The organism is Pectobacterium versatile (assembly GCF_003932035.1).
In the GTDB taxonomy this organism is placed as follows: domain Bacteria; phylum Pseudomonadota; class Gammaproteobacteria; order Enterobacterales; family Enterobacteriaceae; genus Pectobacterium; species Pectobacterium versatile.
Genome location: NZ_CP034276.1, coordinates 3,609,592 through 3,632,733, shown reverse-complemented (window position 1 = coordinate 3,632,733; position 23,142 = coordinate 3,609,592). Strand labels below are relative to the sequence as shown.

20 protein-coding genes are annotated in these 23,142 nt (G+C 49.1%); 14 read left to right on the top strand and 6 right to left on the bottom strand.

The annotated features are described in order from the left end of the window. Nucleotides 1-44: 44 nt before the first annotated feature. Nucleotides 45-1,370: an ATP-dependent RNA helicase SrmB gene (gene srmB / locus EIP93_RS16415; protein WP_116586597.1), complete on the bottom strand. Its 1,326-nt coding sequence runs from the start codon at nucleotides 1,368-1,370 to the stop codon at nucleotides 45-47. Nucleotides 1,371-1,504: 134 nt separating this feature from the next. Here srmB and trmN point away from each other — a divergent pair, with 134 nt between their 5' ends. Then, nucleotides 1,505-2,251 (top strand): tRNA(1)(Val) (adenine(37)-N(6))-methyltransferase TrmN, encoded by a 747-nt coding sequence (trmN, locus tag EIP93_RS16410; RefSeq protein WP_103971481.1) that lies wholly within the window; start codon nucleotides 1,505-1,507, stop codon nucleotides 2,249-2,251. Nucleotides 2,252-2,320: 69 nt separating this feature from the next. On the opposite strand, the gene nadB is transcribed toward trmN, so the two are convergent. After that, complete coding sequence (gene nadB, locus EIP93_RS16405) at nucleotides 2,321-3,922, bottom strand: L-aspartate oxidase (RefSeq protein WP_039476022.1); 1,602 nt, start codon at nucleotides 3,920-3,922, stop codon at nucleotides 2,321-2,323. A gap of 361 nt (nucleotides 3,923-4,283) precedes the next feature. Between nadB and rpoE the strand changes: the two genes are divergently transcribed. The 11 genes from rpoE to acpS all read left to right on the top strand — a co-directional run bounded on the left by rpoE (nucleotide 4,284) and on the right by acpS (nucleotide 13,869). Beyond that, complete coding sequence (gene rpoE / locus EIP93_RS16400) at nucleotides 4,284-4,859, top strand: RNA polymerase sigma factor RpoE (RefSeq protein ID WP_005973561.1); 576 nt, start codon at nucleotides 4,284-4,286, stop codon at nucleotides 4,857-4,859. Between the two features lie 59 nt (nucleotides 4,860-4,918). Beyond that, entirely contained in the window at nucleotides 4,919-5,566 is a 648-nt protein-coding gene (gene rseA, locus EIP93_RS16395) for an anti-sigma-E factor RseA (RefSeq protein ID WP_039486631.1), read from the top strand. Beyond that, nucleotides 5,566-6,528, top strand: a complete 963-nt coding sequence (gene rseB, locus EIP93_RS16390; RefSeq protein ID WP_119158359.1) for a sigma-E factor regulatory protein RseB — start codon at nucleotides 5,566-5,568, stop codon at nucleotides 6,526-6,528. Before rseA ends, rseB begins: the two co-directional genes overlap by 1 nt. Continuing rightward, the gene (rseC, locus tag EIP93_RS16385) at nucleotides 6,525-6,977 is read left to right on the top strand and encodes a SoxR-reducing system protein RseC (protein WP_103862568.1); all 453 of its coding nucleotides are present in this window, start codon (nucleotides 6,525-6,527) and stop codon (nucleotides 6,975-6,977) included. Before rseB ends, rseC begins: the two co-directional genes overlap by 4 nt. A gap of 296 nt (nucleotides 6,978-7,273) precedes the next feature. After that, nucleotides 7,274-9,073 (top strand): translation elongation factor 4, encoded by a 1,800-nt coding sequence (gene lepA / locus EIP93_RS16380; RefSeq protein ID WP_095700271.1) that lies wholly within the window; start codon nucleotides 7,274-7,276, stop codon nucleotides 9,071-9,073. A gap of 16 nt (nucleotides 9,074-9,089) precedes the next feature. Then, nucleotides 9,090-10,055, top strand: coding sequence for a signal peptidase I (lepB, locus tag EIP93_RS16375; protein WP_039486642.1), 966 nt, complete (start codon nucleotides 9,090-9,092; stop codon nucleotides 10,053-10,055). 290 nt (nucleotides 10,056-10,345) lie between these two features. Then, nucleotides 10,346-11,026, top strand: coding sequence for a ribonuclease III (gene rnc / locus EIP93_RS16370; protein ID WP_010280465.1), 681 nt, complete (start codon nucleotides 10,346-10,348; stop codon nucleotides 11,024-11,026). Then, nucleotides 11,023-11,928 carry a GTPase Era gene (gene era, locus EIP93_RS16365; protein WP_012822898.1) on the top strand — a complete coding sequence of 302 codons (906 nt, stop codon included), beginning with the start codon at nucleotides 11,023-11,025 and terminating at the stop codon, nucleotides 11,926-11,928. Before rnc ends, era begins: the two co-directional genes overlap by 4 nt. An 11-nt stretch (nucleotides 11,929-11,939) precedes the next feature. Then, nucleotides 11,940-12,677 carry a DNA repair protein RecO gene (gene recO, locus EIP93_RS16360; protein ID WP_103862567.1) on the top strand — a complete coding sequence of 246 codons (738 nt, stop codon included), beginning with the start codon at nucleotides 11,940-11,942 and terminating at the stop codon, nucleotides 12,675-12,677. Between the two features lie 80 nt (nucleotides 12,678-12,757). Beyond that, the gene (gene pdxJ / locus EIP93_RS16355) at nucleotides 12,758-13,489 is read left to right on the top strand and encodes a pyridoxine 5'-phosphate synthase (protein WP_103940777.1); all 732 of its coding nucleotides are present in this window, start codon (nucleotides 12,758-12,760) and stop codon (nucleotides 13,487-13,489) included. After that, a complete protein-coding gene (acpS, locus tag EIP93_RS16350) occupies nucleotides 13,489-13,869 on the top strand; it encodes a holo-ACP synthase (protein ID WP_014916247.1) in 381 nt (126 codons plus the stop codon). Before pdxJ ends, acpS begins: the two co-directional genes overlap by 1 nt. Before the next feature lie 18 nt (nucleotides 13,870-13,887). On the opposite strand, the gene EIP93_RS16345 is transcribed toward acpS, so the two are convergent. Further along, the gene (locus tag EIP93_RS16345) at nucleotides 13,888-14,148 is read right to left on the bottom strand and encodes a YfhL family 4Fe-4S dicluster ferredoxin (RefSeq protein ID WP_125232983.1); all 261 of its coding nucleotides are present in this window, start codon (nucleotides 14,146-14,148) and stop codon (nucleotides 13,888-13,890) included. Between the two features lie 470 nt (nucleotides 14,149-14,618). Between EIP93_RS16345 and pdeH the strand changes: the two genes are divergently transcribed. Both pdeH and EIP93_RS16335 read left to right on the top strand, forming a co-directional pair. Continuing rightward, nucleotides 14,619-15,410 (top strand): cyclic-guanylate-specific phosphodiesterase, encoded by a 792-nt coding sequence (gene pdeH / locus EIP93_RS16340; protein WP_146192135.1) that lies wholly within the window; start codon nucleotides 14,619-14,621, stop codon nucleotides 15,408-15,410. A 788-nt stretch (nucleotides 15,411-16,198) separates the two neighbouring features. Continuing rightward, nucleotides 16,199-17,713, top strand: a complete 1,515-nt coding sequence (locus EIP93_RS16335) for a sensor domain-containing protein (protein ID WP_095700267.1) — start codon at nucleotides 16,199-16,201, stop codon at nucleotides 17,711-17,713. A 41-nt stretch (nucleotides 17,714-17,754) separates the two neighbouring features. Here EIP93_RS16335 and EIP93_RS16330 read toward each other — a convergent pair whose 3' ends face one another. The 3 genes from EIP93_RS16330 to EIP93_RS16320 all read right to left on the bottom strand — a co-directional run bounded on the left by EIP93_RS16330 (nucleotide 17,755) and on the right by EIP93_RS16320 (nucleotide 22,837). Next, nucleotides 17,755-19,116 carry an HlyD family type I secretion periplasmic adaptor subunit gene (locus tag EIP93_RS16330; protein ID WP_095700266.1) on the bottom strand — a complete coding sequence of 454 codons (1,362 nt, stop codon included), beginning with the start codon at nucleotides 19,114-19,116 and terminating at the stop codon, nucleotides 17,755-17,757. Beyond that, a complete protein-coding gene (locus tag EIP93_RS16325; protein WP_125232982.1) occupies nucleotides 19,103-21,406 on the bottom strand; it encodes a type I secretion system permease/ATPase in 2,304 nt (767 codons plus the stop codon). Before EIP93_RS16325 ends, EIP93_RS16330 begins: the two co-directional genes overlap by 14 nt. 78 nt (nucleotides 21,407-21,484) lie before the next feature. Continuing rightward, on the bottom strand, nucleotides 21,485-22,837 hold the full coding sequence (locus EIP93_RS16320; protein ID WP_125232981.1) for a TolC family outer membrane protein: 1,353 nt from the start codon (nucleotides 22,835-22,837) through the stop codon (nucleotides 21,485-21,487). Nucleotides 22,838-23,142: the final 305 nt, after the last annotated feature.

Here is a 23,142-nt window from a genome sequence, read left to right as displayed (position 1 = left end):
GGGAGCCGAGGCTCCCTTTTTTATATCTCTATTTTATATAAATTTTATTTGGCAGAGGGTTCGTCGGTTTTCTGCGTTGGTTGACGACGCTTACCCACATTTTTAGCATCGCGCTGGCGAATTTTTACCTTAACCTTTTCTTTTTCCTTCTCTTTTTTCTCTTGTCGCTTAGCCAGTACTTTTTTCGACGGTTTCCCCGTCGTTTTGGCGCTTGGTGCTTTCGTCTCTGGGCGGAGTTCATCAATGACGCGCGGTTTTAGCGGTTCATTCAAGTAGCGACTGATTTTTCCCAGCAGCAGATGGTCGTGTGCTTCGACAAAAGAGATAGCACAGCCTTTACGACCGGCGCGACCGGTACGGCCGATACGGTGAAGATAGGTGTCCGAGGTGCGCGGCAAATCGAAGTTAAATACGTGGCTGACATCGTTAATATCAATACCACGCGCTGCGATATCCGTTGCTACCAGCACGTTGACACGCCCGTCACTGAGACGTTTGATCGCCTCATTACGTTTGGCTTGCACCATTTCGCCTTCGAGATAGCAGGAGTTAATGCCCGCTTCACGCAGCCAGGCAACCAGCTCATGCACACGCTCACGCTTGCGTACAAAGACGATAGAACGCGTTACGTCAGGCTGTTTTAACTGGTGGCAGAGCAGCGCCGTTTTGTGTTTGAGATCGTCGGCGCGGTAATACCATTGCAGAATTTTTTTACGTTCCCGACGCGATGGGTCGGATTCGATTTCAACAGGTTCATTGAGCAAGCGCTCGGCGAAATCTTTGATCGCGTCCCCTTCCAGCGTCGCAGAAAACAGCAGCGTTTGCTTGCGCCAGCGGGTTTCTCCGGCGATGTGTTCAATATCCTGGGCGAAGCCCATATCCAGCATTCTGTCCGCTTCATCCAGAATCAGCGTTTCTACCGCGCGGCAATCGAAGTTTTCTTCTTTAATGTATTGCAGCAGACGGCCCGTCGTCGCGACGACGATATCCTGATTTTCACTGAAAACTTCTGCGTGGTTCATGTAGGCCACGCCGCCAGTGATCGTGGCGATATCCAGGTGCGTATGTGCAGCAAACGCTCGCGCCTGATCGGCCACCTGCATGGCGAGTTCACGGGTTGGCGTGAGGATCAGAATACGAGGTGGACCCGATTTTTTACGAGGGAAATCGATAAGATGCTGCAAAACCGGCAGCAGATAGGCGGCGGTTTTACCTGTACCTGTTGGCGCGGAGCCCAGTACGTCGCGGCCTTCCATCGCCGGAGGGATCGCCTCTGCCTGAATCACGGTCGGGCGCTCGTAGCCCATGTCACGCAGGGCGTCTAACAGGCTTTCATCAAGATCGAGCTCGGAAAAATTGGTTACAGTCATGGTCTACCTCTATTTGGGGCGCCGATTATAGACGGATTGGCCGGTTTCTTCACCTGTTTAAGCAGACATCGGCACTTTTCCTGCATTGATGTTTCACCTATGCTACTGCGGTTTGCGTTTGGAATCTTATTTTCATGAGTCATCAGGCTGATAATAAACTGACATTGCGTCGGGATGGTTTTACCTTCAAGCAATTCTTTGTGGCGCACGATCGCTGTGCCATGAAGGTGGGGACCGACGGCATTTTGCTGGGAGCCTGGACACCGGTGTCTTCAGCCACGCGGATCCTGGATATCGGTAGCGGTTCCGGTCTTCTCGCGCTGATGCTGGCGCAACGTTCTGAATCGCATGTTCGGATTGATGCCGTCGAGCTGGATAGTGCCGCCAGCCAGCAGGCGAAGGAGAACATTGCCGCCTCACCATGGGCTGACAGAATCACGGTGTATGCTGAGGATATCGTCGGTTTTGCTGAGACGCGAGCCGCCGACTATTCGTTGATTATCAGTAACCCGCCTTACTTCCCGCCGGGGATCGCGTGCGGATCGGCTCAGCGCGATCAGGCTCGCTATACCACCCTGTTAACCCATGAAGCGCTGTTACGCTGTGCTCATCAACTGCTGATGCCTGAAGGTCTTTTCTGCGTGGTGCTGCCAGTTCAGGTTGCTGAGTCTTTTATTCCGCTGGCGCAGCAGAACCATTGGTATGTTCACCAGCAGCTTCGCGTATCGGAGCAGGAAGATAAACCTGCGCATCGCGTTTTGCTGGCGCTGTCTCGTCAGGAAAGAGAATGTGTGAATTCCTCACTGGCAATTCGTGATGCAGAAAGGTGTTATTCGACGGATTTCCAGCAACTGACAAAAGATTTTTATCTCTTTATGTAGATGGCAGACGCCTTGTTGCTGCGCCTGCCTTTGCTAAGTGAACTATTTTTATGAGCTACTTTTTATGAACTACGGCACCAGAATGGTTGGTGTTGGGGCGTCGAACTGTTCTGGGTAGTCCAGAGTGTAATGCAGCCCGCGGCTTTCTTTTCTTTCCAATGCGCAGCGGACGATGAGTTCGGCAACCTGCACCAGATTACGCAGTTCCAGCAAATTGTTGGAAATACGGAAGTGGGAGTAGTATTCATTGATTTCCTGCTGAAGCAGTTGGATGCGGCGTTGTGCCCGCTCCAGTCGCTTAGTCGTCCGCACGATCCCAACATAATCCCACATAAATAGACGCAGCTCGTGCCAGTTATGCTGAATCACCACTTGTTCGTCGGAGTTGTCGACCTGGCTTTCATCCCAATCTGGTAGCTTTTTCACCGCTTTGATTTGCGGTAAGCGCTGCAAAATATCCTCAGCGGCTGACCAGCCGTAAACCAGACATTCCAGCAGTGAATTGGATGCCATGCGGTTTGCGCCATGCAAGCCGGTATAGCTGACTTCGCCAATCGCATACAGGCCGTCAAGATCGGTACGGCCGTGCTGATCGACCAGCACGCCACCGCAGGTGTAGTGTGCTGCGGGGACGATAGGTATCGGTTCACGCGTCAGATCGATGCCGAGAGACTGTAGCTTTTCATCGATAGTGGGGAAGTGCTGTTTGATGAATGCTTCGGGCTTGTGGCTGATATCCAGATACATGCAGTCTGCGCCAAGCCGTTTCATCTCATGGTCAATCGCACGGGCGACCACGTCGCGCGGGGCCAATTCGCCTCTGGCATCGAAATCGGGCATAAAGCGTGTGCCGTCAGGACGTTTAAGGTACGCGCCTTCACCGCGCAGCGCTTCCGTTAGCAGGAAATTTCGCGCCTGCGGGTGGAACAGGCAGGTCGGGTGAAACTGATTGAACTCCAGATTTGCCACGCGGCAACCCGCGCGCCAGGCCATGGCTATGCCATCACCAGAGGAAATATCGGGATTCGTGGTGTATTGATAAACTTTGGATGCGCCACCGGTCGCTAAAACTACCGTTTTCGCTCGGCAGGATTCTACGCGCTCCCGTTCACGGTTCCATATGTAAGCACCGACAATGCGGCGTGTGCCGGGCAAACCCAGCTTATTCGAGGTAATCAAATCGACGGCGTTACAGCGTTCCATAATCCGAATATTCGGATGGGATAGCGCTTTCTGCACCAGCGTGTTTTCCACTTCTTTTCCGGTTGCATCCGCCGCGTGCAGAATTCGACGATGGCTGTGCCCGCCTTCGCGCGTGAGATGGTAACGTTCTTCGCCGCTGGTGCTGGTTTCGGTATCGAATAGCACGCCTTGTTCGATAAGCCATTGCACGCAGTGTTTGGCATTGCTGGCGATAAACTCAACGGCTTCCCGTTCACACAGGCCATCGCCGGCGATCAGGGTATCTTCGATATGAGAGTCAATCGTGTCGGTTTCATCGAAAACGGCGGCGATGCCACCTTGAGCATAAAACGTTGCGCCTTCGTTGAGCGGGCCTTTGCTTAATACCGTCACGTTGGCTTGTGAAGCCAGACGCAGCGCCAGTGAAAGCCCGGCAGCACCGCTGCCAATGATTAAAACATCACAGACGTATTCAGTGGTCGTTTGCATGGTCGTGTCGTGGATGCAAAAAGAAGAGGAAATCCGATGGTAGCACCCAACGGCTGATTGCTGTATTGGTTTTTATCCCCATCTCTACGCTATAAATAAGCGAAGGAAGGGGCATGCTGAATCGTGCGAAGACCCCGGATTTATCGTATCATCCTCGGAGGAGCGTAGAGCCTCAGATGAAGAGAATGCGTCATAGGTTCGCATCACAAAGACGAGTAACGGCGCTAAGCAAAAGAAAAATGATGACCCGGAACTTTATTGAATGTCTTGGTTCTAATTAGGAGCTTGCTCTAAATATGATTGATATAGCTGGCAGTACTATTTTACGCGTGGAGAACGGTTTGAGTAGAGATTACCTCGGATGAGCGAGCAACTGGCAGATCAGGTTCTGGTCGAGCGAGTCCAAAAAGGCGATCAAAAGTCGTTTAACTTGTTGGTCGTTCGTTATCAGCATAAGGTAGCGAGCCTGGTATCGCGGTATGTTCCCCAAGGGGACGTGCCGGACGTGGTACAGGAATCGTTTATTAAAGCCTATCGCGCGTTAGAGTCATTCCGCGGCGATAGTGCGTTCTATACATGGCTGTATCGTATCGCAGTGAATACGGCCAAGAATTATTTGGTAGCTCAGGGCCGCCGTCCGCCGTCCAGCGACATTGATGCTAATGACGCGGAAAACTATGAAAATGCGGGCGCACTGAAAGAAATATCGAACCCTGAGAATTTAATGTTGTCAGAGGAATTACGAAGCATCGTTTTCCGAACTATCGAGTCTTTGCCGGAAGATTTACGTTTAGCGATTACGCTGCGTGAGTTGGACGGTTTAAGCTACGAAGAGATCGCCGTGATTATGGATTGTCCCGTCGGCACTGTTCGTTCTCGTATTTTCCGGGCTCGGGAAGCGATTGATAATAAAGTACAACCGCTTATTCAGCGCTAGCGAGCGTTTTCAGCTATCCGCATGACTAATGATGGATTTGACAAGGTAAGGGTGTCGGTATGCAGAAAGAGAAACTTTCCGCTTTAATGGATGGCGAAGCAGTAGATTCCGAACTGTTAGGCGCACTGTCACGGGATGACGCGTTGCAGCAAAGTTGGCAAAGTTATCATCTGATTCGTGATGTGATGCGTGGTGATGTGAGTGAAAACGTGATCCACCTGGACATCGCTTCTCGCGTTGCCGCTGCAATCGAAAAAGAACCTGTTCGTTTGGTTCCACAAGCGCAGCCTGAATCTCAGCCACAACCTGTTGAGTGGACGAAGATGCCTTTCTGGCACAAAATCCGCCCGTGGGGCAGCCAACTGACGCAAGTCGGTGTCGCAGCCTGCGTATCTTTAGCGGTGATTGTCGGCGTACAAAATTACCAGCAGGGTAATGCTTCTGAACATGTTGTGGAATCCGGCGTGTTCAGCACCTTACCTGCTATGGGCACCGCCTCTCCAGTGAGTCTGGGCGTGCCGTCAGAAAATGTTGCCCCTAACAGCGGTCAACAAAAATCCGATATGCAGCGCAATCGCCTTAACGCCATTTTGCAGGACTACGAATTACAGCGCCGGCTGCATGCCGAGCACGCTCTGCCGCAGGACGATCAGCAAGCGGCAATTCAGGTTCCCGGTACTCAATCATTAGGAACACAGCCCCGGTAATGAAGCGTGTTTGGTCCGCCGCCTGTTTTCTGATTGGCAGTCTGTTTTATTCTACTTTCGCCTCGGCTCAGAATGTTGAGCCGAGCGCGTTGCTGCAACAGATGAATAGCGCTACTCGTTCTCTGAATTACGAAATTTCCTTTATTAACATTACCCTGCAAGGTTTTGAGTCGGTACGGTATCGTCATGCTGTAGTCAACAACCGTGCCTTAGCGCAGTTGCTGTTTATGGACGGACCGCGACGCGAGATCGTGCAGCGTGGTAATGAAATCAGCTATTTCGATCCTGGTTTTGAGCCGTTTACGCTCACCAGCGATCATATCGTTGATTCTCTCCCTTCTCTGGTCTTCGCTGATTTTCAGAAACTATCGCCCTATTATGATTTTGTTCCTGCTGATGGACGGGTACGCATTGCCGATCGTCTGGCATCAGGCATTCGGGTCATCTCACGCGATGGCACACGCTACAGCTATACGGTGTGGATTGATGCGGACTCCAAACTTCCACTGCGCATTGATTTACAGGATCGCAATGGCGACAAACGGTTGGAGCAATTCTTAACGACATCATTGATTGTTGACGATGATCTGGTGAGCGTGATGCGTCCGCTGGAAGGAATCAAACTTCCTCCTGCGCTACCCGCGCCTGCTGCGGAAAAAGGTGATTTTACCTGGGTGCCAGAATGGCTGCCTGCTGGGATGAAAGAACTGTCGCACAACAAAAAAGTATTGCCCGGTTCGTCCATTCCTATTGAAACACGTCTGTATAGCGATGGTTTATTCAGCTTTTCGATTAACATTAGCCCGTCTTCTGACGTGAGCGAGGAACAGTCTGTGCTCACGGGACGACGTTCGATCCACACTGTCATGAAAGGCAACCGAGAGATTACCGTTGTCGGCGATATTCCCCCTTCTACGGCTAAACGTGTGGCTGACAGCATTATTTTGAAGGCGCAACCGTGATCAAAGAGTGGGCGACAGTGGTTTCATGGCGGGATGGAATTGCGGAGCTGCAGTGTGAGCCGAGCGCGGGCTGTGGCACCTGTAAATCCCGCTCGTCGTGTGGAACGGGTTTATTAAGTCAGCTTGGGCTCTCTGCCGAAAATACGCTGTACGTTCCTTACGATCGGCCTTTGGAAGTCGGACAAAAAGTGGAGCTGGGTATTTCTGAAGGGCGGTTATTGTTTTCCGCTGCTCTGGTTTATGTTGTCCCGCTGTTTGGGTTACTGTTCGGGGCAGCGATATGCCAAACGCTGTTCGGCACCGATCTGGCCGCGGTTATTGGCGCGCTGTTAGGCGGTGGCGTGGCGTTTATCGGCGTGAAGCGCTGGGCGAAGCAGCTAGGTAAAAATAAACGTTATGAACCCGTTATCCTGCAAATCGCACTGCCGGGTACTCTCTTACAAAATTGACCTGTTCACCCGAGCGTAAGCGGCGCGCGGTGCGGAAACATTGCTTACTCGCTTGTTATCTTTCGACACGATATTTGCCACGTAATGACACTTTACTTCCTGCTTTCCTCTCGTTGTTCTGCTATTCCAAATAAAACCGTCATAATCAAGGGGAATGCACTGGACATGACTAGGTTTTCAGGCCTCTCGCATGTAGAATGCTGCGATTCAGGTGGAATAACATCGCTGCTGTTTTCACCTATGCGCATGCCCATCGGCAAGAATTTCAGGAATATCAAGGTAGAAAAATTTTTATAATGAAGCATATACGAAATTTCTCCATTATTGCCCATATCGACCACGGTAAATCGACGTTATCTGACCGTATTATCCAGATTTGCGGCGGTTTAACCGAGCGTGAAATGGCTGCGCAGGTTCTGGATTCCATGGATCTGGAACGCGAACGCGGAATAACGATTAAAGCGCAAAGCGTAACGCTGGATTATAAAGCGCAGGACGGCCAAACCTACCAGTTAAACTTCATTGATACGCCTGGGCATGTCGACTTCTCTTATGAAGTTTCCCGTTCGCTCGCCGCCTGTGAAGGCGCGCTGCTTGTCGTTGATGCTGGTCAGGGGGTTGAAGCTCAAACGCTGGCTAACTGCTACACCGCGCTGGATATGAATCTGGAAGTGGTGCCGGTTCTGAATAAGATCGACCTGCCTGCTGCCGATCCAGATCGTGTTGCTCAGGAAATTGAAGATATTGTCGGCATTGATGCTACCGATGCCGTGCGCTGCTCCGCGAAAACTGGGGTGGGCGTGACGGATATTCTGGATCGTCTGGTGCGTGATATTCCGCCGCCGGAAGGCAGCCCTGATGCGCCGCTGCAGGCGCTGATTATCGACTCCTGGTTTGATAACTACTTAGGCGTTGTGTCGCTGGTACGTATCAAAAACGGCACGATGCGCAAAGGCGATAAAATTAAGGTGATGAGTACGGGTCAGGTTTATAACGCTGACCGTCTCGGTATTTTTACGCCGAAGCAGATCGACCGTGATGTATTGAACTGCGGCGAAGTAGGTTGGTTGGTGTGCGCCATCAAAGATATTTTGGGTGCGCCAGTAGGGGATACCCTGACGTTGGCGCGCCAGCCAGCTGAAAAAGCGTTGCCTGGTTTCAAGAAAGTCAAACCTCAGGTCTACGCTGGCCTGTTCCCGATTAGCTCCGACGACTATGAAGCATTCCGTGATGCGTTAGGCAAGCTGAGCCTCAATGATGCCTCCCTGTTCTATGAACCAGAAAGCTCCACTGCGCTGGGCTTTGGTTTCCGCTGTGGCTTCTTGGGTCTGCTGCACATGGAGATCATTCAGGAGCGTCTGGAGCGTGAGTACGATCTGGAACTGATCACCACGGCACCGACGGTAGTGTATGAAGTAGAAACGACGGCTAAAGAAACCATTTATGTCGATAGCCCGTCTAAACTGCCGCCGCTGAATAATATTCAGGAACTGCGCGAACCAATTGCCGAGTGTCACATGCTGATGCCTCAGGAATATTTGGGCAACGTAATTACGCTTTGTATTGAAAAGCGCGGCGTGCAGACGAACATGGTGTACCACGGTAATCAGGTTGCGTTGACGTATGAGATTCCGATGGCCGAAGTGGTACTCGATTTCTTTGACCGCCTGAAATCAACCTCTCGTGGTTATGCATCGCTGGATTATGGCTTCAAACGTTTCCAGACATCAGACATGGTGCGCGTTGATGTATTAATCAACAACGAGCGTGTCGATGCATTGGCCCTCATTACTCACCGTGATAATTCACAATACCGTGGCCGTGAATTCGTCGAAAAGATGAAAGAACTGATTCCGCGTCAGCAGTTTGATATCGCGATTCAGGCCGCCATTGGTAACCACATTATTGCGCGTTCTACGGTTAAGCAATTGCGTAAAAACGTACTGGCCAAGTGTTATGGTGGCGACGTCAGCCGTAAGAAGAAACTGTTGCAGAAACAGAAAGACGGTAAGAAACGTATGAAGCAGGTCGGTAACGTTGAACTGCCGCAAGAGGCGTTTCTGGCAATCCTGCACGTCGGCAAAGACAGTAAATAAATTCTGAGGAGTTGGCATGGCCAATATGTTTGCCGTAATTCTGGCATTGGTGACGCTGGTCACTGGGATTGTCTGGTGTTTAGAACGTTTCGTCTGGGCACCTGCTCGCCGGAAGAAATTTGCCGCCATGAGCGGCGCCGATCTGGCCGATGGTGCAGTTTCATCGAAAGCCATTGAACAACCTGGCTGGATTGAAACAATCGCGTCCGTTTTCCCAGTAGTGGCTTTGGTATTGGTTGTGCGCTCCTTCATTTATGAGCCGTTTCAAATTCCATCCGGTTCGATGATGCCGACGCTGTTGATCGGTGATTTTATTCTGGTGGAGAAATTTGCCTACGGCATTAAAGAACCCTTCACGCAAAAAACGCTGATCGAAACCGGTCACCCGAAGCGTGGCGACGTGGTGGTATTTAAATACCCGTCCGATCCTAAAGTGGACTTCATCAAGCGCGTGGTTGGTGTACCAGGCGATCGCGTTAGCTATAACCCGATAACCAAGCAGGTGACGATTCGTCCATCCTGTCAGGGGCAGCAGGCGTGCGATACGGCATTGGCCGTCACATACAGTAACGTACAGCCTAGCGATTTTGTTCAGACCTTCAACCAACCAGGACTGGAATCGCGCAGCGGATTTTATGAGGTGCCTGCTAATGACAACAGCGTGGAAGGGACCCGCATGGGCGCACGAAAAGAGTCATTAGGCAATGTAACGCATAATATTCTGTTGGTGCCGGGTCAGCAGGATCAGCTCGGTGGTTATTACCAGCAATCGCAGCAGCAGCTTGCGACATGGGTTGTCCCTGCCGGGCACTACTTCATGATGGGTGATAACCGCGACAACAGTCTGGATAGTCGCTATTGGGGCTTTGTACCAGAGAGAAATCTGGTCGGCAAAGCTACCGCTATCTGGATGAGCTTCGAGAAGCAGGAAGGTGAATGGCCTACCGGCGTACGTTTGAGTCGCATCGGTGGCATCCATTAACCAAAGTAAGCATTAACCGAAATAAGATACAGGCAGCATTCTGATGCTGTCCGATGTAGAATATTTTCTGTAACGCTCTTTTTGAAAGAACATGCCCTAAATAGTACGAGTTGCATGACAACACGTTAGCGTTTTAACCATGCTAACGTACAGGCAACGCGAAGTATGACGGGCAAAAAGGCAGGCTCCCTATGGGAGCCAATGCAAACGAAACAGTTTTGACCGAATTAGTAAGCAGGGCTGTTCCGTATGCTGCTGTTTTTGACGCATCGTTGATCTATTGGTAACACATGAATCCCATTCTGATAAATCGTTTACAAAGAAAGCTGGGCTATACTTTTCAGCAGTACGAGCTTTTGTTACAGGCGTTGACGCACCGTAGCGCCAGCAGCAAACATAATGAAAGACTTGAGTTCCTGGGTGATTCCATCCTGAGTTTTGTGATCGCTAATGCGCTGTATCATCGTTTTCCCAAGGTTGATGAAGGGGACATGAGTCGGATGCGAGCGACGCTGGTGCGAGGAAACACGCTGGCGGAAATCGCGCGTGAATTCGAACTGGGAGAGTGCTTACGCCTCGGTCCCGGTGAATTAAAGAGCGGTGGTTTCCGTCGTGAATCGATCTTGGCTGATACGGTCGAAGCGCTGATTGGCGGCATTTTCCTCGACAGCGACATTCAGACCATCGAACGTTTGATCCTGAACTGGTATCAGACGCGTCTGGATGAAATCAGTCCCGGCGATAAGCAAAAAGATCCGAAAACGCGGTTGCAGGAATTTCTGCAAGGGCGTCACTTACCTCTGCCGACCTATCTGGTGGTGCAGGTTCGTGGGGAAGCACACGATCAGGAGTTTACTATCCACTGTCAGGTGAGCGGCTTTAGTGAGTCGGTCATTGGTACAGGATCGAGCCGTCGTAAAGCCGAACAGGCTGCGGCTGAACAAGCGTTGAAAAAACTGGAGCTTGAATGAGCGAAGTACAGACACACTGCGGTTTTGTCGCGATTGTTGGTCGACCAAACGTCGGTAAATCGACGTTACTGAATCAATTACTGGGGCAGAAGATTTCTATTACGTCACGTAAGCCCCAGACGACGCGGCACCGCATCATGGGTATTCACACTGAAGGGCCTTATCAGGCTATTTATGTGGATACGCCGGGATTGCACATTGAAGAAAAACGGGCGATTAACCGCCTGATGAACCGTGCCGCCAGCAGTTCAATTGGTGACGTTGAGCTGATCATTTTCGTTGTTGAAGGTACACACTGGAACGACGACGACGATATGGTATTGAATAAGCTGCGCGATCAGAAACTCCCAGTGTTATTGGCGATCAATAAAGTCGATAACGTCACGGATAAAACTAAGCTGCTGCCGCATATTCAGTTCCTCAGCCAACAGATGGACTTCCTTGATGTTGTTCCAATCTCGGCTGAGAAGGGGACGAATGTCGATACGATTGCCAGCATTGTGCGTAAACACTTACCGCAGGCAACGCATCACTTCCCGGAAGATTACATCACCGATCGCTCACAGCGTTTTATGGCATCGGAAATTATCCGTGAAAAACTGATGCGCTTCCTGGGTGAAGAGCTGCCGTATTCTGTAACGGTTGAAATTGAGCGTTTCGTGACGAACGAGCGTGGCGGTTATGACATCAACGGCCTGATTCTGGTTGAGCGTGAAGGCCAGAAGAAGATGGTCATTGGCAACAAAGGTGCCAAAATTAAAACCATTGGTATCGAGTCTCGTCAGGATATGGAAGAGATGTTCGAAGCCAAGGTGCACCTTGAGCTGTGGGTTAAAGTGAAATCCGGTTGGGCAGATGACGAACGTGCCCTGCGCAGCTTGGGTTATAGCGAAGATCTGTAAGGTTCACGCCGATGGAAGGCTGGCAGCGCGCATTTGTCTTACATGGGCGACCTTATAGTGAAACGAGTTTATTGCTGGATCTGTTTAGTGAAAGCGATGGTCGAGTTCGCGTGCTTGCCAAAGGCGCGCGAGCCCGACGCTCTAGCCTGAAAGGTTGTTTACAGCCTTTCACTCCGCTGTTGGTACGCTGGAGTGGCCGGGGAGAAGTGAAAACATTGCGCAGCGCTGAGCCTGTCTCGCTCGCGCTACCACTGACTGGCTCGATGCTTTATAGCGGTTTATACGTTAACGAACTGCTATCTCGCGTGCTGGAACATGAAACCAATTACTCCGCTCTTTTCTTCGATTATCTCCACTGTTTACAACATCTTGCTGCACAGGACGCCTCTCCCGAACCAGCATTGAGACGCTTTGAATTAGCGTTACTGGGCTACCTGGGATACGGCGTTGATTTTCTGCATTGTGCTGGCAGTGGTGAACCGGTGGCAGATACCATGACTTATCAATATCGAGAGGAAAAGGGATTTATTGCCAGTCTGGTTGTTGATAATAAAAGCTTTACTGGGCATGAGTTACGTTCGCTGGCGTCGCGTGAATTTCCAGATGTCGGCACATTGAAGGCGGCAAAGCGTTTCACCCGTATCGCGTTAAAGCCGTATCTGGGGGGGAAACCGCTGAAAAGTCGTGAACTATTCCGCCAGTTCGTTCCTGCTGCTAATTTGTCCAAACCCACGTCTCCTGATAAATAATCCCGTCTCCTCAGTACCCTGACGCTGTGACATCGGTGTAAACTGCCACGTATCGTGCATGACTTTACCGAGGATTTATCATGGCTGAATTACTGCTTGGCGTTAACATCGATCACATTGCAACGTTGCGTAATGCGCGTGGAACGGCGTATCCCGATCCCGTTCAGGCTGCTTTTATCGCTGAGCAGGCGGGGGCGGATGGCATCACCGTGCATTTGCGCGAAGATCGTCGCCATATCACGGATCGTGATGTGCGAATCCTGAGAGACACGCTCCAAACCCGCATGAATCTGGAAATGGCTGTCACGGAAGAAATGCTAAACATTGCCTGTGAGGTGAAGCCACATTTCTGCTGTCTGGTACCGGAGAAACGCCAGGAAGTGACGACCGAAGGCGGTCTAGATGTCGCAGGGCAGCAGGAAAAAATCGATAACGCGGTAGCCAGACTTAGCCAGGCTAACATCTTGGTTTCACTCTTCATTGATGCGGATAAGCGGCAAATTGATGCCGCCGTGGCCAGCGGTGCACCCTATATCGAAATCCATACCGGAGCGTATGCCGATGCACCAGATGATGAAGCGCGCCAGCATGAATTCGAGCGCATTCGTGATGCGGCGACTTACGCCGCAGCGAAGGGGCTCAAGGTCAATGCTGGCCACGGTCTGACGTACCATAACGTTTTGCCGATTGCCGCCTTGCCAGAAATGCACGAATTGAATATTGGGCATGCGATTATCGGGCGTGCGGTAATGAGCGGTCTGAAGGATGCCGTTGCCGAAATGAAGAACCTGATGCGAGAAGCACGCCGCTGATGGCGATTCTTGGGCTCGGAACAGATATTGTCGAAATCGCCCGTATTGACGCAGTGATTGAACGTTCAGGCGAGCGATTAGCTCGCCGCATTCTGACGGATGCTGAATGGGCGCATTATCAGCAGCATCAGCAGCCTGTCCGTTTCCTCGCCAAGCGCTTTGCCGTGAAAGAGGCGGCAGCAAAAGCCTTCGGTACCGGAATCCGTAATGGGCTCGCGTTCAACCAGTTTGAAGTTTTTAATGACGAGCTGGGTAAACCTTGCCTGCGGTTTTTTGCTAAAGCGGCGGAGCTAGCTGAACAGATGGGCGTTAGACACGTCCATGTGACGCTGGCTGACGAAAGACGCTATGCCTGTGCGACGGTGATTATCGAAAGCTGATCGTTCGTAAACGGATGTTTAAATCCTGTCGGCATGGTGCATAAGCACGTACTTTTCCCACAACTGCTCATTGCCTTCAATATGGTTTGGATCTTTGACGATCGTATTGTCGATCGGACAGACTTTCTGACACGTAGGCGTGTCGTAGTGGCCAACGCACTCAGTACAGAGGGTTGAGTCAATTTCATAAATGTCCATGCCCATGGAAATAGCCTGATTAGGACACTCGGGCTCACACATGTCACAGTTGATGCATTTATGGGTGATGAGTAACGCCATAATGTTCTTCTACCTTACAAACAGGGCGCAGATTATACCCGTTGATGCTCGTTTAAACACGCGTAACTGTCATTGATGGAGAATATACTGGCAAATCGGCTTCTCCTGTCTTCAATGTGCTTTTCTTCCGAGACCGTTTGCTGCGGGGTTCGCGTGTTTTCGGAGGCCTTCAGCATGCAACCTATTGGTAGCATAAATAGTGAGGTTACAGGGTAAAATTACCATCTGTTCGTTAAATTGGTTTTATACCTATCCTTTAAACTGTATGAATCAGCCAGTGCGACTGTGTTTCTTGGGTTTTAATTTATTGATTTACAATTTAAATAAATTTAGTTGTGATATTGAACCACTTATTTTTGTAATATCATGGACATTGATTTAATCGGAATTACCGATGACGTTTGCATCTGGAGAGTCGATGACGGTGCATGTCCGTATGATATAATTTTATAACTAATAGTGTCAGTTTAATGGCGGAACTCATAGTGCAGCAGGAAGGTCATCTTAATCAGGTTGGGGTAGGATTTTTCCAACAGGGAGACGCGGAGTCATTAGGCGCTGATTACTGGCTTCAATGCCAACGGCGGTATACTTTTCAGCCCATTTACCGAACATCAGGTAAACTAATGGCTATTGAGTTACTGACTTCCGTTTTTTCTCCTACCCTGCCACAAAAGTTCATCTCTCCTGAAAAATACTTCGCGAATATCGATGTTGAGACCCGCCTGTTAATTATTGTAGAACAACTGCAACTTTTATCTCAGTGGAATTTTCGATTTATTCGCGACGATCTTTTTGCCTCAGTCAACATTGATGGTATGACGCTACTGGCGCTGCAAAATAATCTGGAAGCCAAACGTCTGATCGCAGCAATGCCTTGGATTCGTTTTGAAATGGTCGAAAATCAGGGAGGGTTGCCAAAAGAAATCTTAACCAAGCTCCCAGAAGCGCAAACACTGTGGTTGGATGATTTCGGTTGCGGTATGGCGAATTTTTCATCACTCATGCTGGCCCAGTATGACTGTATCAAAGTGGCTCGTGAGCTCTTCATTCTCCTGCAACAAAGTGGTGAAGGGAAAACCGTTTTCCCTGCACTGATCGCTTTGCTATCGCGTTTTTGCAACTATGTGGTCATTGAGGGAATAGAAACACAGGAAGAGTGGGCAATTGTTCAGGCATCGCATGCTTATGCCGCTCAAGGATACTACCTCTCGCGCCCTCAGCCGTTTGAGAATTTTGAGGCGTTGAAGCTCGAACTCTAGGTGATAACCCGTTGTTTAGGCTATCACTTTGCACAGTAGAGTATTGCTGTATGCCCATCCATGTTTTTTTCTTCATAGTAATTCATTATATTTCCTAATATTTCATTTCTGTACAAAATATCGCCTCCCTGGCTGACTGTCTTTCCTTTCTGATTTTCAAGGTATAATGCTGCATTTTGTTTTATTTTTGTTATTTAATTCTTGTTTTATTTGTTATGGCGGTGTTTAATTTCAATGAAACAATGGGGAGGAGGACTACAGATTTTGCATCAAATTATGACATATATAATCAGACGCTTACGTTAATGATTTTATTTTTTTCTTTTAATTATTTGATTTTTAATGGTAAAAAAATATAATGTTTACTGTTAACGATCAAAAATCACTTTGTGATAGATTTTGTTGATTAAAACAATGATACTTATTGGTATAATTGATTTGCTTACAAAAATTTGATGTTCAGAATATATCGCCATGTACCCTTAGGAATATTCTTTTATTCCATTAGAGAAGCTTATAACCCGAACAATTACTACTATTAAATTAAGATACTCTTTTGAATTTGTTGTTTTTATCTGCGCACAGCCATATGCGAGGGCTTTATGCTTACGTTGCTATGTTTCTAAACACTCCTGCTTTATGGAGCGTTTTTTCTTTCATCCTTTCTGCTCTCCGGAAATGCACCCATCCTGAAAATCTACGGGGTAGGGGCTTGTTACCGGGATTTTTCGTCATCAGCGTTGTGATTTGTACGATCAGGACCACTCGGGCCTGAGGAGAGTGTTATTGTGTATGAAATTATAATAACCTTACTGTTGTTATTGTTATTGTTTTCTTCTGTGAAAAATAGAAAAATTAAACAAAAGTTTAAAACCGAGCAGAAAAAACAAGACTTCCTCAACATGACTTTTTTTGCGATGGAATATAGCCCTGCCTCAATTATGATCGCAGATGAAAATTGTGAAATTATTTACGTCAATCGCCAGTTTATTACCATGTCTGGTTATATGCCGGATGAAGTTATTGGCAAAAAAACGAATATATTAAACTCTGGCATGACCAACGCCAGCGTCTATGAAGATCTGTGGGCTACCATAAATAAAGGTAATGTTTGGAGCGGTGAGTTCGTTAACCGGCGTAAAGATGGGCAGTTGTATTGGGAAAAGGCCAATATCGTTAAAATATATAATAAGGCGAGTAACACGACCCAGTATGTCGGCATTAAATTAGATATTACAGAGCGGAAATCGCAGGAACATCATGATAATTCATACAATCGTGCGTTGGAGCTGTTATCAAGCGGCGCGCCGCTGAAGGATATTCTGGATGCGATCATTTTCAGCGTTGAGGAAAAAAACCCAGGTCGTATTGTTTGTTCTGTACTGCTCGTTGATAAAGAAAAGAAATGTTTGACGCTTGGATCGGCGCCGAGCCTGCCAGGTTTTTATAAAAATGCCATTCACAACGTGAAAATTGCCGACGGTGTAGCTTCTTTTGGTACAGCAGCCCATACCGGAAAACGCGTAATCGCTGATGATATTTCCGTTCATCCGCATTGGTCTTTATATAAAGGGCTCGCATTATATGCTGGGCTGCGTTCCTGCTGGTCTGAACCTATCATTGGTCAGAACAAAGAAATATTAGGTGTTTTAAGCGTTTACCACCGTAAAGTGTATGTCCCGACTGAAGAGGAAATTTTCTCTATCGAGAAATCTGCACAGCTGATTGCGATCGCCATAGAGCGATATCATGCCATTGATATGCTGCGGCGCAGCGAGGAACACTATCGGCAGCTGGCGCACTATGACTCATTAACGTCACTGGCTAATGGCCTGACGTTTGCTGAGCAGATGGAGCAGGCGATTCTGTTATCGAAACAAACGGGTAGAAAGATCGCGCTGATGTTCTTGGATCTCGATAAATTTAAACAGATAAACGACTCGTTTGGGCATGCTGTTGGCGATTTGCTATTAAAAGAAGCAGCTGCACGTATGCGTGGTGCGGTTCGGGATTCGGATACGGTATATCGCCGTAGCGGCGATGAATTCATTATTCTGCTTCAGGGTATTAAGGAAATTGATAATACACTCTATGTTGCAGATAAAATCCACAACGCACTGAACAAACCATTTGAGATCAATGGGAAAAAACTTGATATATCGTGCAGTATCGGTATTGCGCTGTATCCAGAGCATGGCTCCGATTCTCTGACGCTGGCAATTAATGCCGATTCCGCCATGTACCAAGCTAAAGCTATGGGGCGTAGTCAGACTCAGATTTATCACAGCATGAACGATCATTGATAAATGAAATAAAAAAGGCGCTCTATCGAGCGCCTTTTTTATTATCTTTCTCGTAGTGCTTCTGCTTTTGCCCGGATAATCGGTTTTAGCAAATAGCTGAGGATAGTTTTCTTGCCCGTGATTATATCAACAGAGGCTACCATGCCTGGAATGATAAGAAGTGGTTTATCGGCTGAACCTAAATAATTCTTATCAGTCCGTAAGCGAATAATATAAAAGCTGTTCCCTTCTTTATCAGTGACGGTGTCCGGACTGATTTGTTCCAACTGACCTTTTAGGCCACCATAGATGGTGTAGTCGTAGGCCGTCAATTTTATGATGGCATCCTGACCTGGGTGTAAAAACGCAATATCCTGAGGGCGAATTTTAGCTTCGACCAATAGCTTGTCATCCAGTGGAACAATTTCTACCAGATCGCTACCCGGTTGAATCACTCCCCCGATGGTATTCACCAGAACCTGCTGCACGATACCGCGAACAGGGGAGACGACTAGCGTTCGGTTTACCCGATCTTCGAGCGCTTTACCCGTGGCTGCAATTTTGTTCAGGCTGGTTTGTGCTTCACTAAGTTGAGATAACGCCTCGCTTTTGTAGCGACTACGCGTTTCCTCTATTTTATTTTCGCCCTCTTTAATCGCAGACTCCGCCCGCGGAATGGAGAGTTTGATTGAATCAAGCTGACCACGGGTTTCGACTTCAGCACGGCGCAAGCGTAAAACTTCCACTTTAGAAATTGCGCCTTCCGCGATCAGCGGTTCTGACATTTTAATTTCTTGCTGGAGCAGGCCAAGACTGTTGCGGAACTGAATCTCCTTGGCTGAGAAATCCCGCAGTTCCTGCTGGCGCTGGATCAACTGCTCTTCCAGACCAGATATCTCATTATGCAGTTGCTGGCGGCGGCTGTTATAAAGCTCTTTTTCTCCTGCCGCGATTTTAGGTGCTTGCGTCGTGATTTCTTCGGAAAGCACGAGCTCTTGACCGCTGATTTCGGCGTTTAGGCGTTCAATTCGCGACAGCAGCGCAAGCCGATCGGCTTCGGTTTCACCGACGTTTGAGGCAAAGCGGGTATCATCAAGGCGTAGCAAAGGATCGCCTGCATTGACGACTTGTCCCTCACGAATAAACACTTCCGTGATAATGCCGCCTTCCAGGTTTTGGATTTTTTGCAGCCGGGAAGACGGGATTGCTTTACCATCGCCGCGAGTGACTTCATCGATATTCGCGAGCCCGGCCCACAGGATGAAAAACAGGAAAAAAGCACCAATAGCCCACAGCGTGAAGCGAATAGAACGTGGCGAATCCTCTGCCATTGCCCGACTCACTTCTGGCATCGTTTGCAGGCTCTCTTCATCTCCGCCGACAAAATACCGTTTGATTCGTTTGATATATTTACCGAGACGCATTGATTTGCCCCTTCTTCAACGCATCCATCACGATTGCTTTCGGCCCATCAGCAATAATTTTACCTCTGTCGACAATCACTAAACGATCGACCAGCGCCAGCATGGAAACCCGATGGGTGACCAGCAAGAGCGTTTTCTCTGCAATCACGGGGGCCAGAGCTTGCTTTAGCCGGTCTTCGCTAGTGTTATCCATCGAACTGGTGGGTTCATCTAGCACCAGAATCGGCGGTTCGAGCAGCAGCGCTCTGGCTATCGCGACAGCCTGACGCTGCCCGCCGGAGAGTTGTTGACCACGTTCACCAACCTGAAGGTTATAGCCATCGGGGTGCAGGCGAGCAAATTCGTTCACCCCTGAAATTTCTGCGGCTCGCAACATGGCTTCGTCTTCGACATAGCGTGCGCCGCTAATCAGGTTATTGCGCAGCGAACCACTAAATAGCTGAATATCCTGAGGAACATAGCCAATGTTGTGGCGTAAATCACTGACATCCAACTGACGGGCATCGACGCCGTCGATCAGAATATTGCCCGTATTAGGCTGATAGAGGTTTACGATCAGTTTTTGCAGCGAGCTTTTTCCCGAGCCGCTACGGCCAATGACGCCCACTTTTTCACCGGGCGCGATGGTCAGGCTGATGCCTTGCAGCGAACTGGTTTTTTGTTCCGGGTAATTAAATGTCACATCGCGAAACTCGATACCGCCCCTGATGCTCTCGCGTTTCAGCGGGCGTTCGTTATCGCTACGCTCCTGCGGTAACTGCATCATCTGTTCGGTGGTTTGCATCGTCAAACGCGCTTGTTGGTAACGGCTGACCAGCCCAGACAACTGGCCCAACGGCATGAGCGCTCTGCCGTTCAGCATATAACAGGCAATCAGCCCACCCATACTGAGTTTGCCATTAATCAGCATATAGACGCCGACGACAATCATGGCAACGCCAGCAAATTGCTGAAACCACTGCGTCAGGTTTACCGCCAGTGAAGATAGTGCTTTGGCCCGCATTTCCAGCTTGCTCAGGCTGCCAATGGTCTGTTCCCACTGATGCTGCCGTTCACTTTCCGCATTATTAACCTTGATCGCGTCCAGACAGCTCAAGGTTTCGATCAGCGTAGCCTGCCGTTCACTGGCAAGGTGCATCGTTTTTTCAATGGTTGCGGACAGCGGTTTTTGCATCGCCCAGCTTGCCAGCAGGGCGATAGGGTAGGCTAGTATGGAAACCCAGACCAGCGGGCCGCCGATGATGCCGATAACCAGCAGCAGAAGCAGCGTAAAAGGAAAATCGATCAGCGTCGTCAGCGTTAGTGAAGAAAGGAAATCTCTGAGCGACTGAAATTCATGAATATTCTGTGCAAAGCTACCAACCCGCGGTGGTCGGGCCTTCATCGACATGCCCGTGATTCGTTCAAATAACGTGGCAGAAATAATCAGGTCGGTTTTTTTGCCCGCCATATCGAGGCAAATGCCACGCAGCGTTTTGAGTATCAAATCGAAAATAAATGCGCCGGTCACGCCGATAGCCAGCACCCACAGTGTCGCTGTTGCCTGATTGGGCACAACGCGGTCATAGACATTCATCACGAACAGCGGCGTGGCAAGCGCGATAATGTTCACCAGCAAACTGGCGAGGACCGCATCGAGATAGAGCGAACGCGAAAGCTTCAGCGTATCTTTGAACCAGGATTTGGTTCGGGGGATCAGCGACGGATTTTGCAGATCGAACTGATGACGAGGTTGGGCAAACATCACCAGACCGAGGTAATTCTGTTGCAGCGTATTGTGCTCAACGGAAATTTCCCCGCCTTCGGTTTCACTGGGCATCAGACGCGCGCTGCCGTCAGCGTTCCAGCCTAACAGAATCGCCGCACGTCCTTCCCGTAACAGCAACATCGCGGGGAGCGACATCTCAGAAATTTTATTCAGAGAACGTTTGAGAACGCGGCCTTGCAACCCCGCGCGTGCAGCGGCTCTTGGGAGCAATTTTACCGATAACCGTTGGTTGGCTAAGGGGAGCCCCGCGGTGAGTGTGGTACGACTGACGGATTTCCCCTGCAAGGTGCAGAGGATCAGCAAACTATCCAATAAGGGATCGTCATGGCGGCTGCGAGGGTCACTGTGTTCATGAACGATAGGTTCATGAACGATCGACGGCTCATGAACAATCGTCGATTCGTGAACAACAGTCGATTCATGAATAACAGGCGATTCATGAACAACAGGCTCTTGGACGATAGACTCCTGGTTAACTGATTTATCAGAACCATTTGTCTCTTGTACTGAATGCAACTTCATTTAACTAAACGTTCCCTTACGCAACGTAATTCCCCGCATATAAAGCATAATTTATCGCCGTCTGACCAATGAAATATATTAATTAAGGCTCGGCAACTCTGCTTGGGTGGTGACGTTGGTCAGGCTGGTACCGGCATCAGGCGCTGGGATCGCCAAACGGTTTAATAGCTCTCCCATGCGGGATGCGATCCGGTATTCCGTATAGAGGGAGGTGAAGCGAACCTCGACCAGGCGGCGCTGTGCGGTGAACAGCTCGTTCTCGCTATCCAGCAGGTCCAGCAACGTCCTTTCTCCCAGACCAAATTGCTTTTGATAGGCGGTACGCACTTTCATACTGCGGTCGGCATATTCAGCAGCAATCGGTAACTGCTGACGCGAGTTATTTAACGCTGACCAGGCTAACTTGAGTTCTTCGCTCAGCAGGCGCAGGGCATTATTTCGGACATCCTGTGCTTCTTTTACCTGATAGGCTTTTGATTCCATGTTGGCTTTACTGCTACCGCCTTCATACAGGTTGTAGCGCATCCGCAGCATCGCCTGCCACTCATTATTTTGACCGCGCGTTCCGCCAACGTTGTTATCCATCGTGCGAGAGAGCTCAACGTTGAGGCGTGGGTAAAACGTTGATTTTGAAGTCTCATATTGCTGCTGAGTGGCTTCAATATCTGACTCCGCAGATTTCAGCGCTGGGCTGTTAGCCAGCATGATGTGCAGCGCTTCTTCCAGCGAGGCGGGGAGTTTTATCACAGACGCATCGGGCATCACCAAATTCTCTGGTACCTTACCCACAATGCTCATGTAGTTGATTTTGGCATCGTCAAGATTGGTTTTTTCTGTCAGCACATTGTTACGGGCCTGTGCAAGACGTGCTTCGGCCTGATCCAAGTCGGCCAATCGCCCAACGCCTTGTTCGCTGCGCAGCCTGATTTGATCGTAAATGCGCTCATGGCTTGCAAGGTTGGCTTCCGCCAGACGGACAAATTCCTGACGTTGCAGCACACTAAGATAGACCTGAACGGTATCTAACGCCGTCGCCTCACTGGTATTTAATACTTTATAGGCGCGTGAATTGACCGTAGCGCGTTGTCTGCCCACTTCGCTGGAAGTGGCGAAACCATCAAACACCGTCTGGCTTAGATTGATACTTGATTCCTGACGGCTGAGCTCAACGCGCTTATTGGTGCTGGCGCGTGTTGAGGGGCTATCGGTCTCTTCGCGTCCAACGCCTGCACTTAGCGTGATGGAGGGGAGATATCCGCCTTTTGCCGCACGTAAATCATGTTCGGCAGAAAAACGACTATTAATAGAGGCGCTTACTTCAGGATGCGTATAAAGCGTGCTTTTTATTGCTTCCTGAATCGTCTCGGCATGCGTCGCTGTGGAAAAAATGGTTATAAAAGATAATAAAGCAAAATGGTATCTACGCATCATCAGCAGTTTTCCTTCACAAAAACTTTATTTGTGATTATTCCTATTAAAGTGTTTGAGTGTTATATAAACGCTTAACGAATTGATTTGATTTTATTCCTTTTATATCAATATGTTAATTTCATTCCTGAAGTGCCTTAATGCGGTAAAAAATAAGGCTTACTCTAAATGAGTAAAGTTCTGGAAAGAATATTCCGAATTTTTTATTATATCGGTCATTGAGTCAAGCGTTTGACGCATAACGACAGCACTATCGTAACGCTTTTTTTCATAAAATGTCAGGACGACACACAGCAAATCAACCTTAT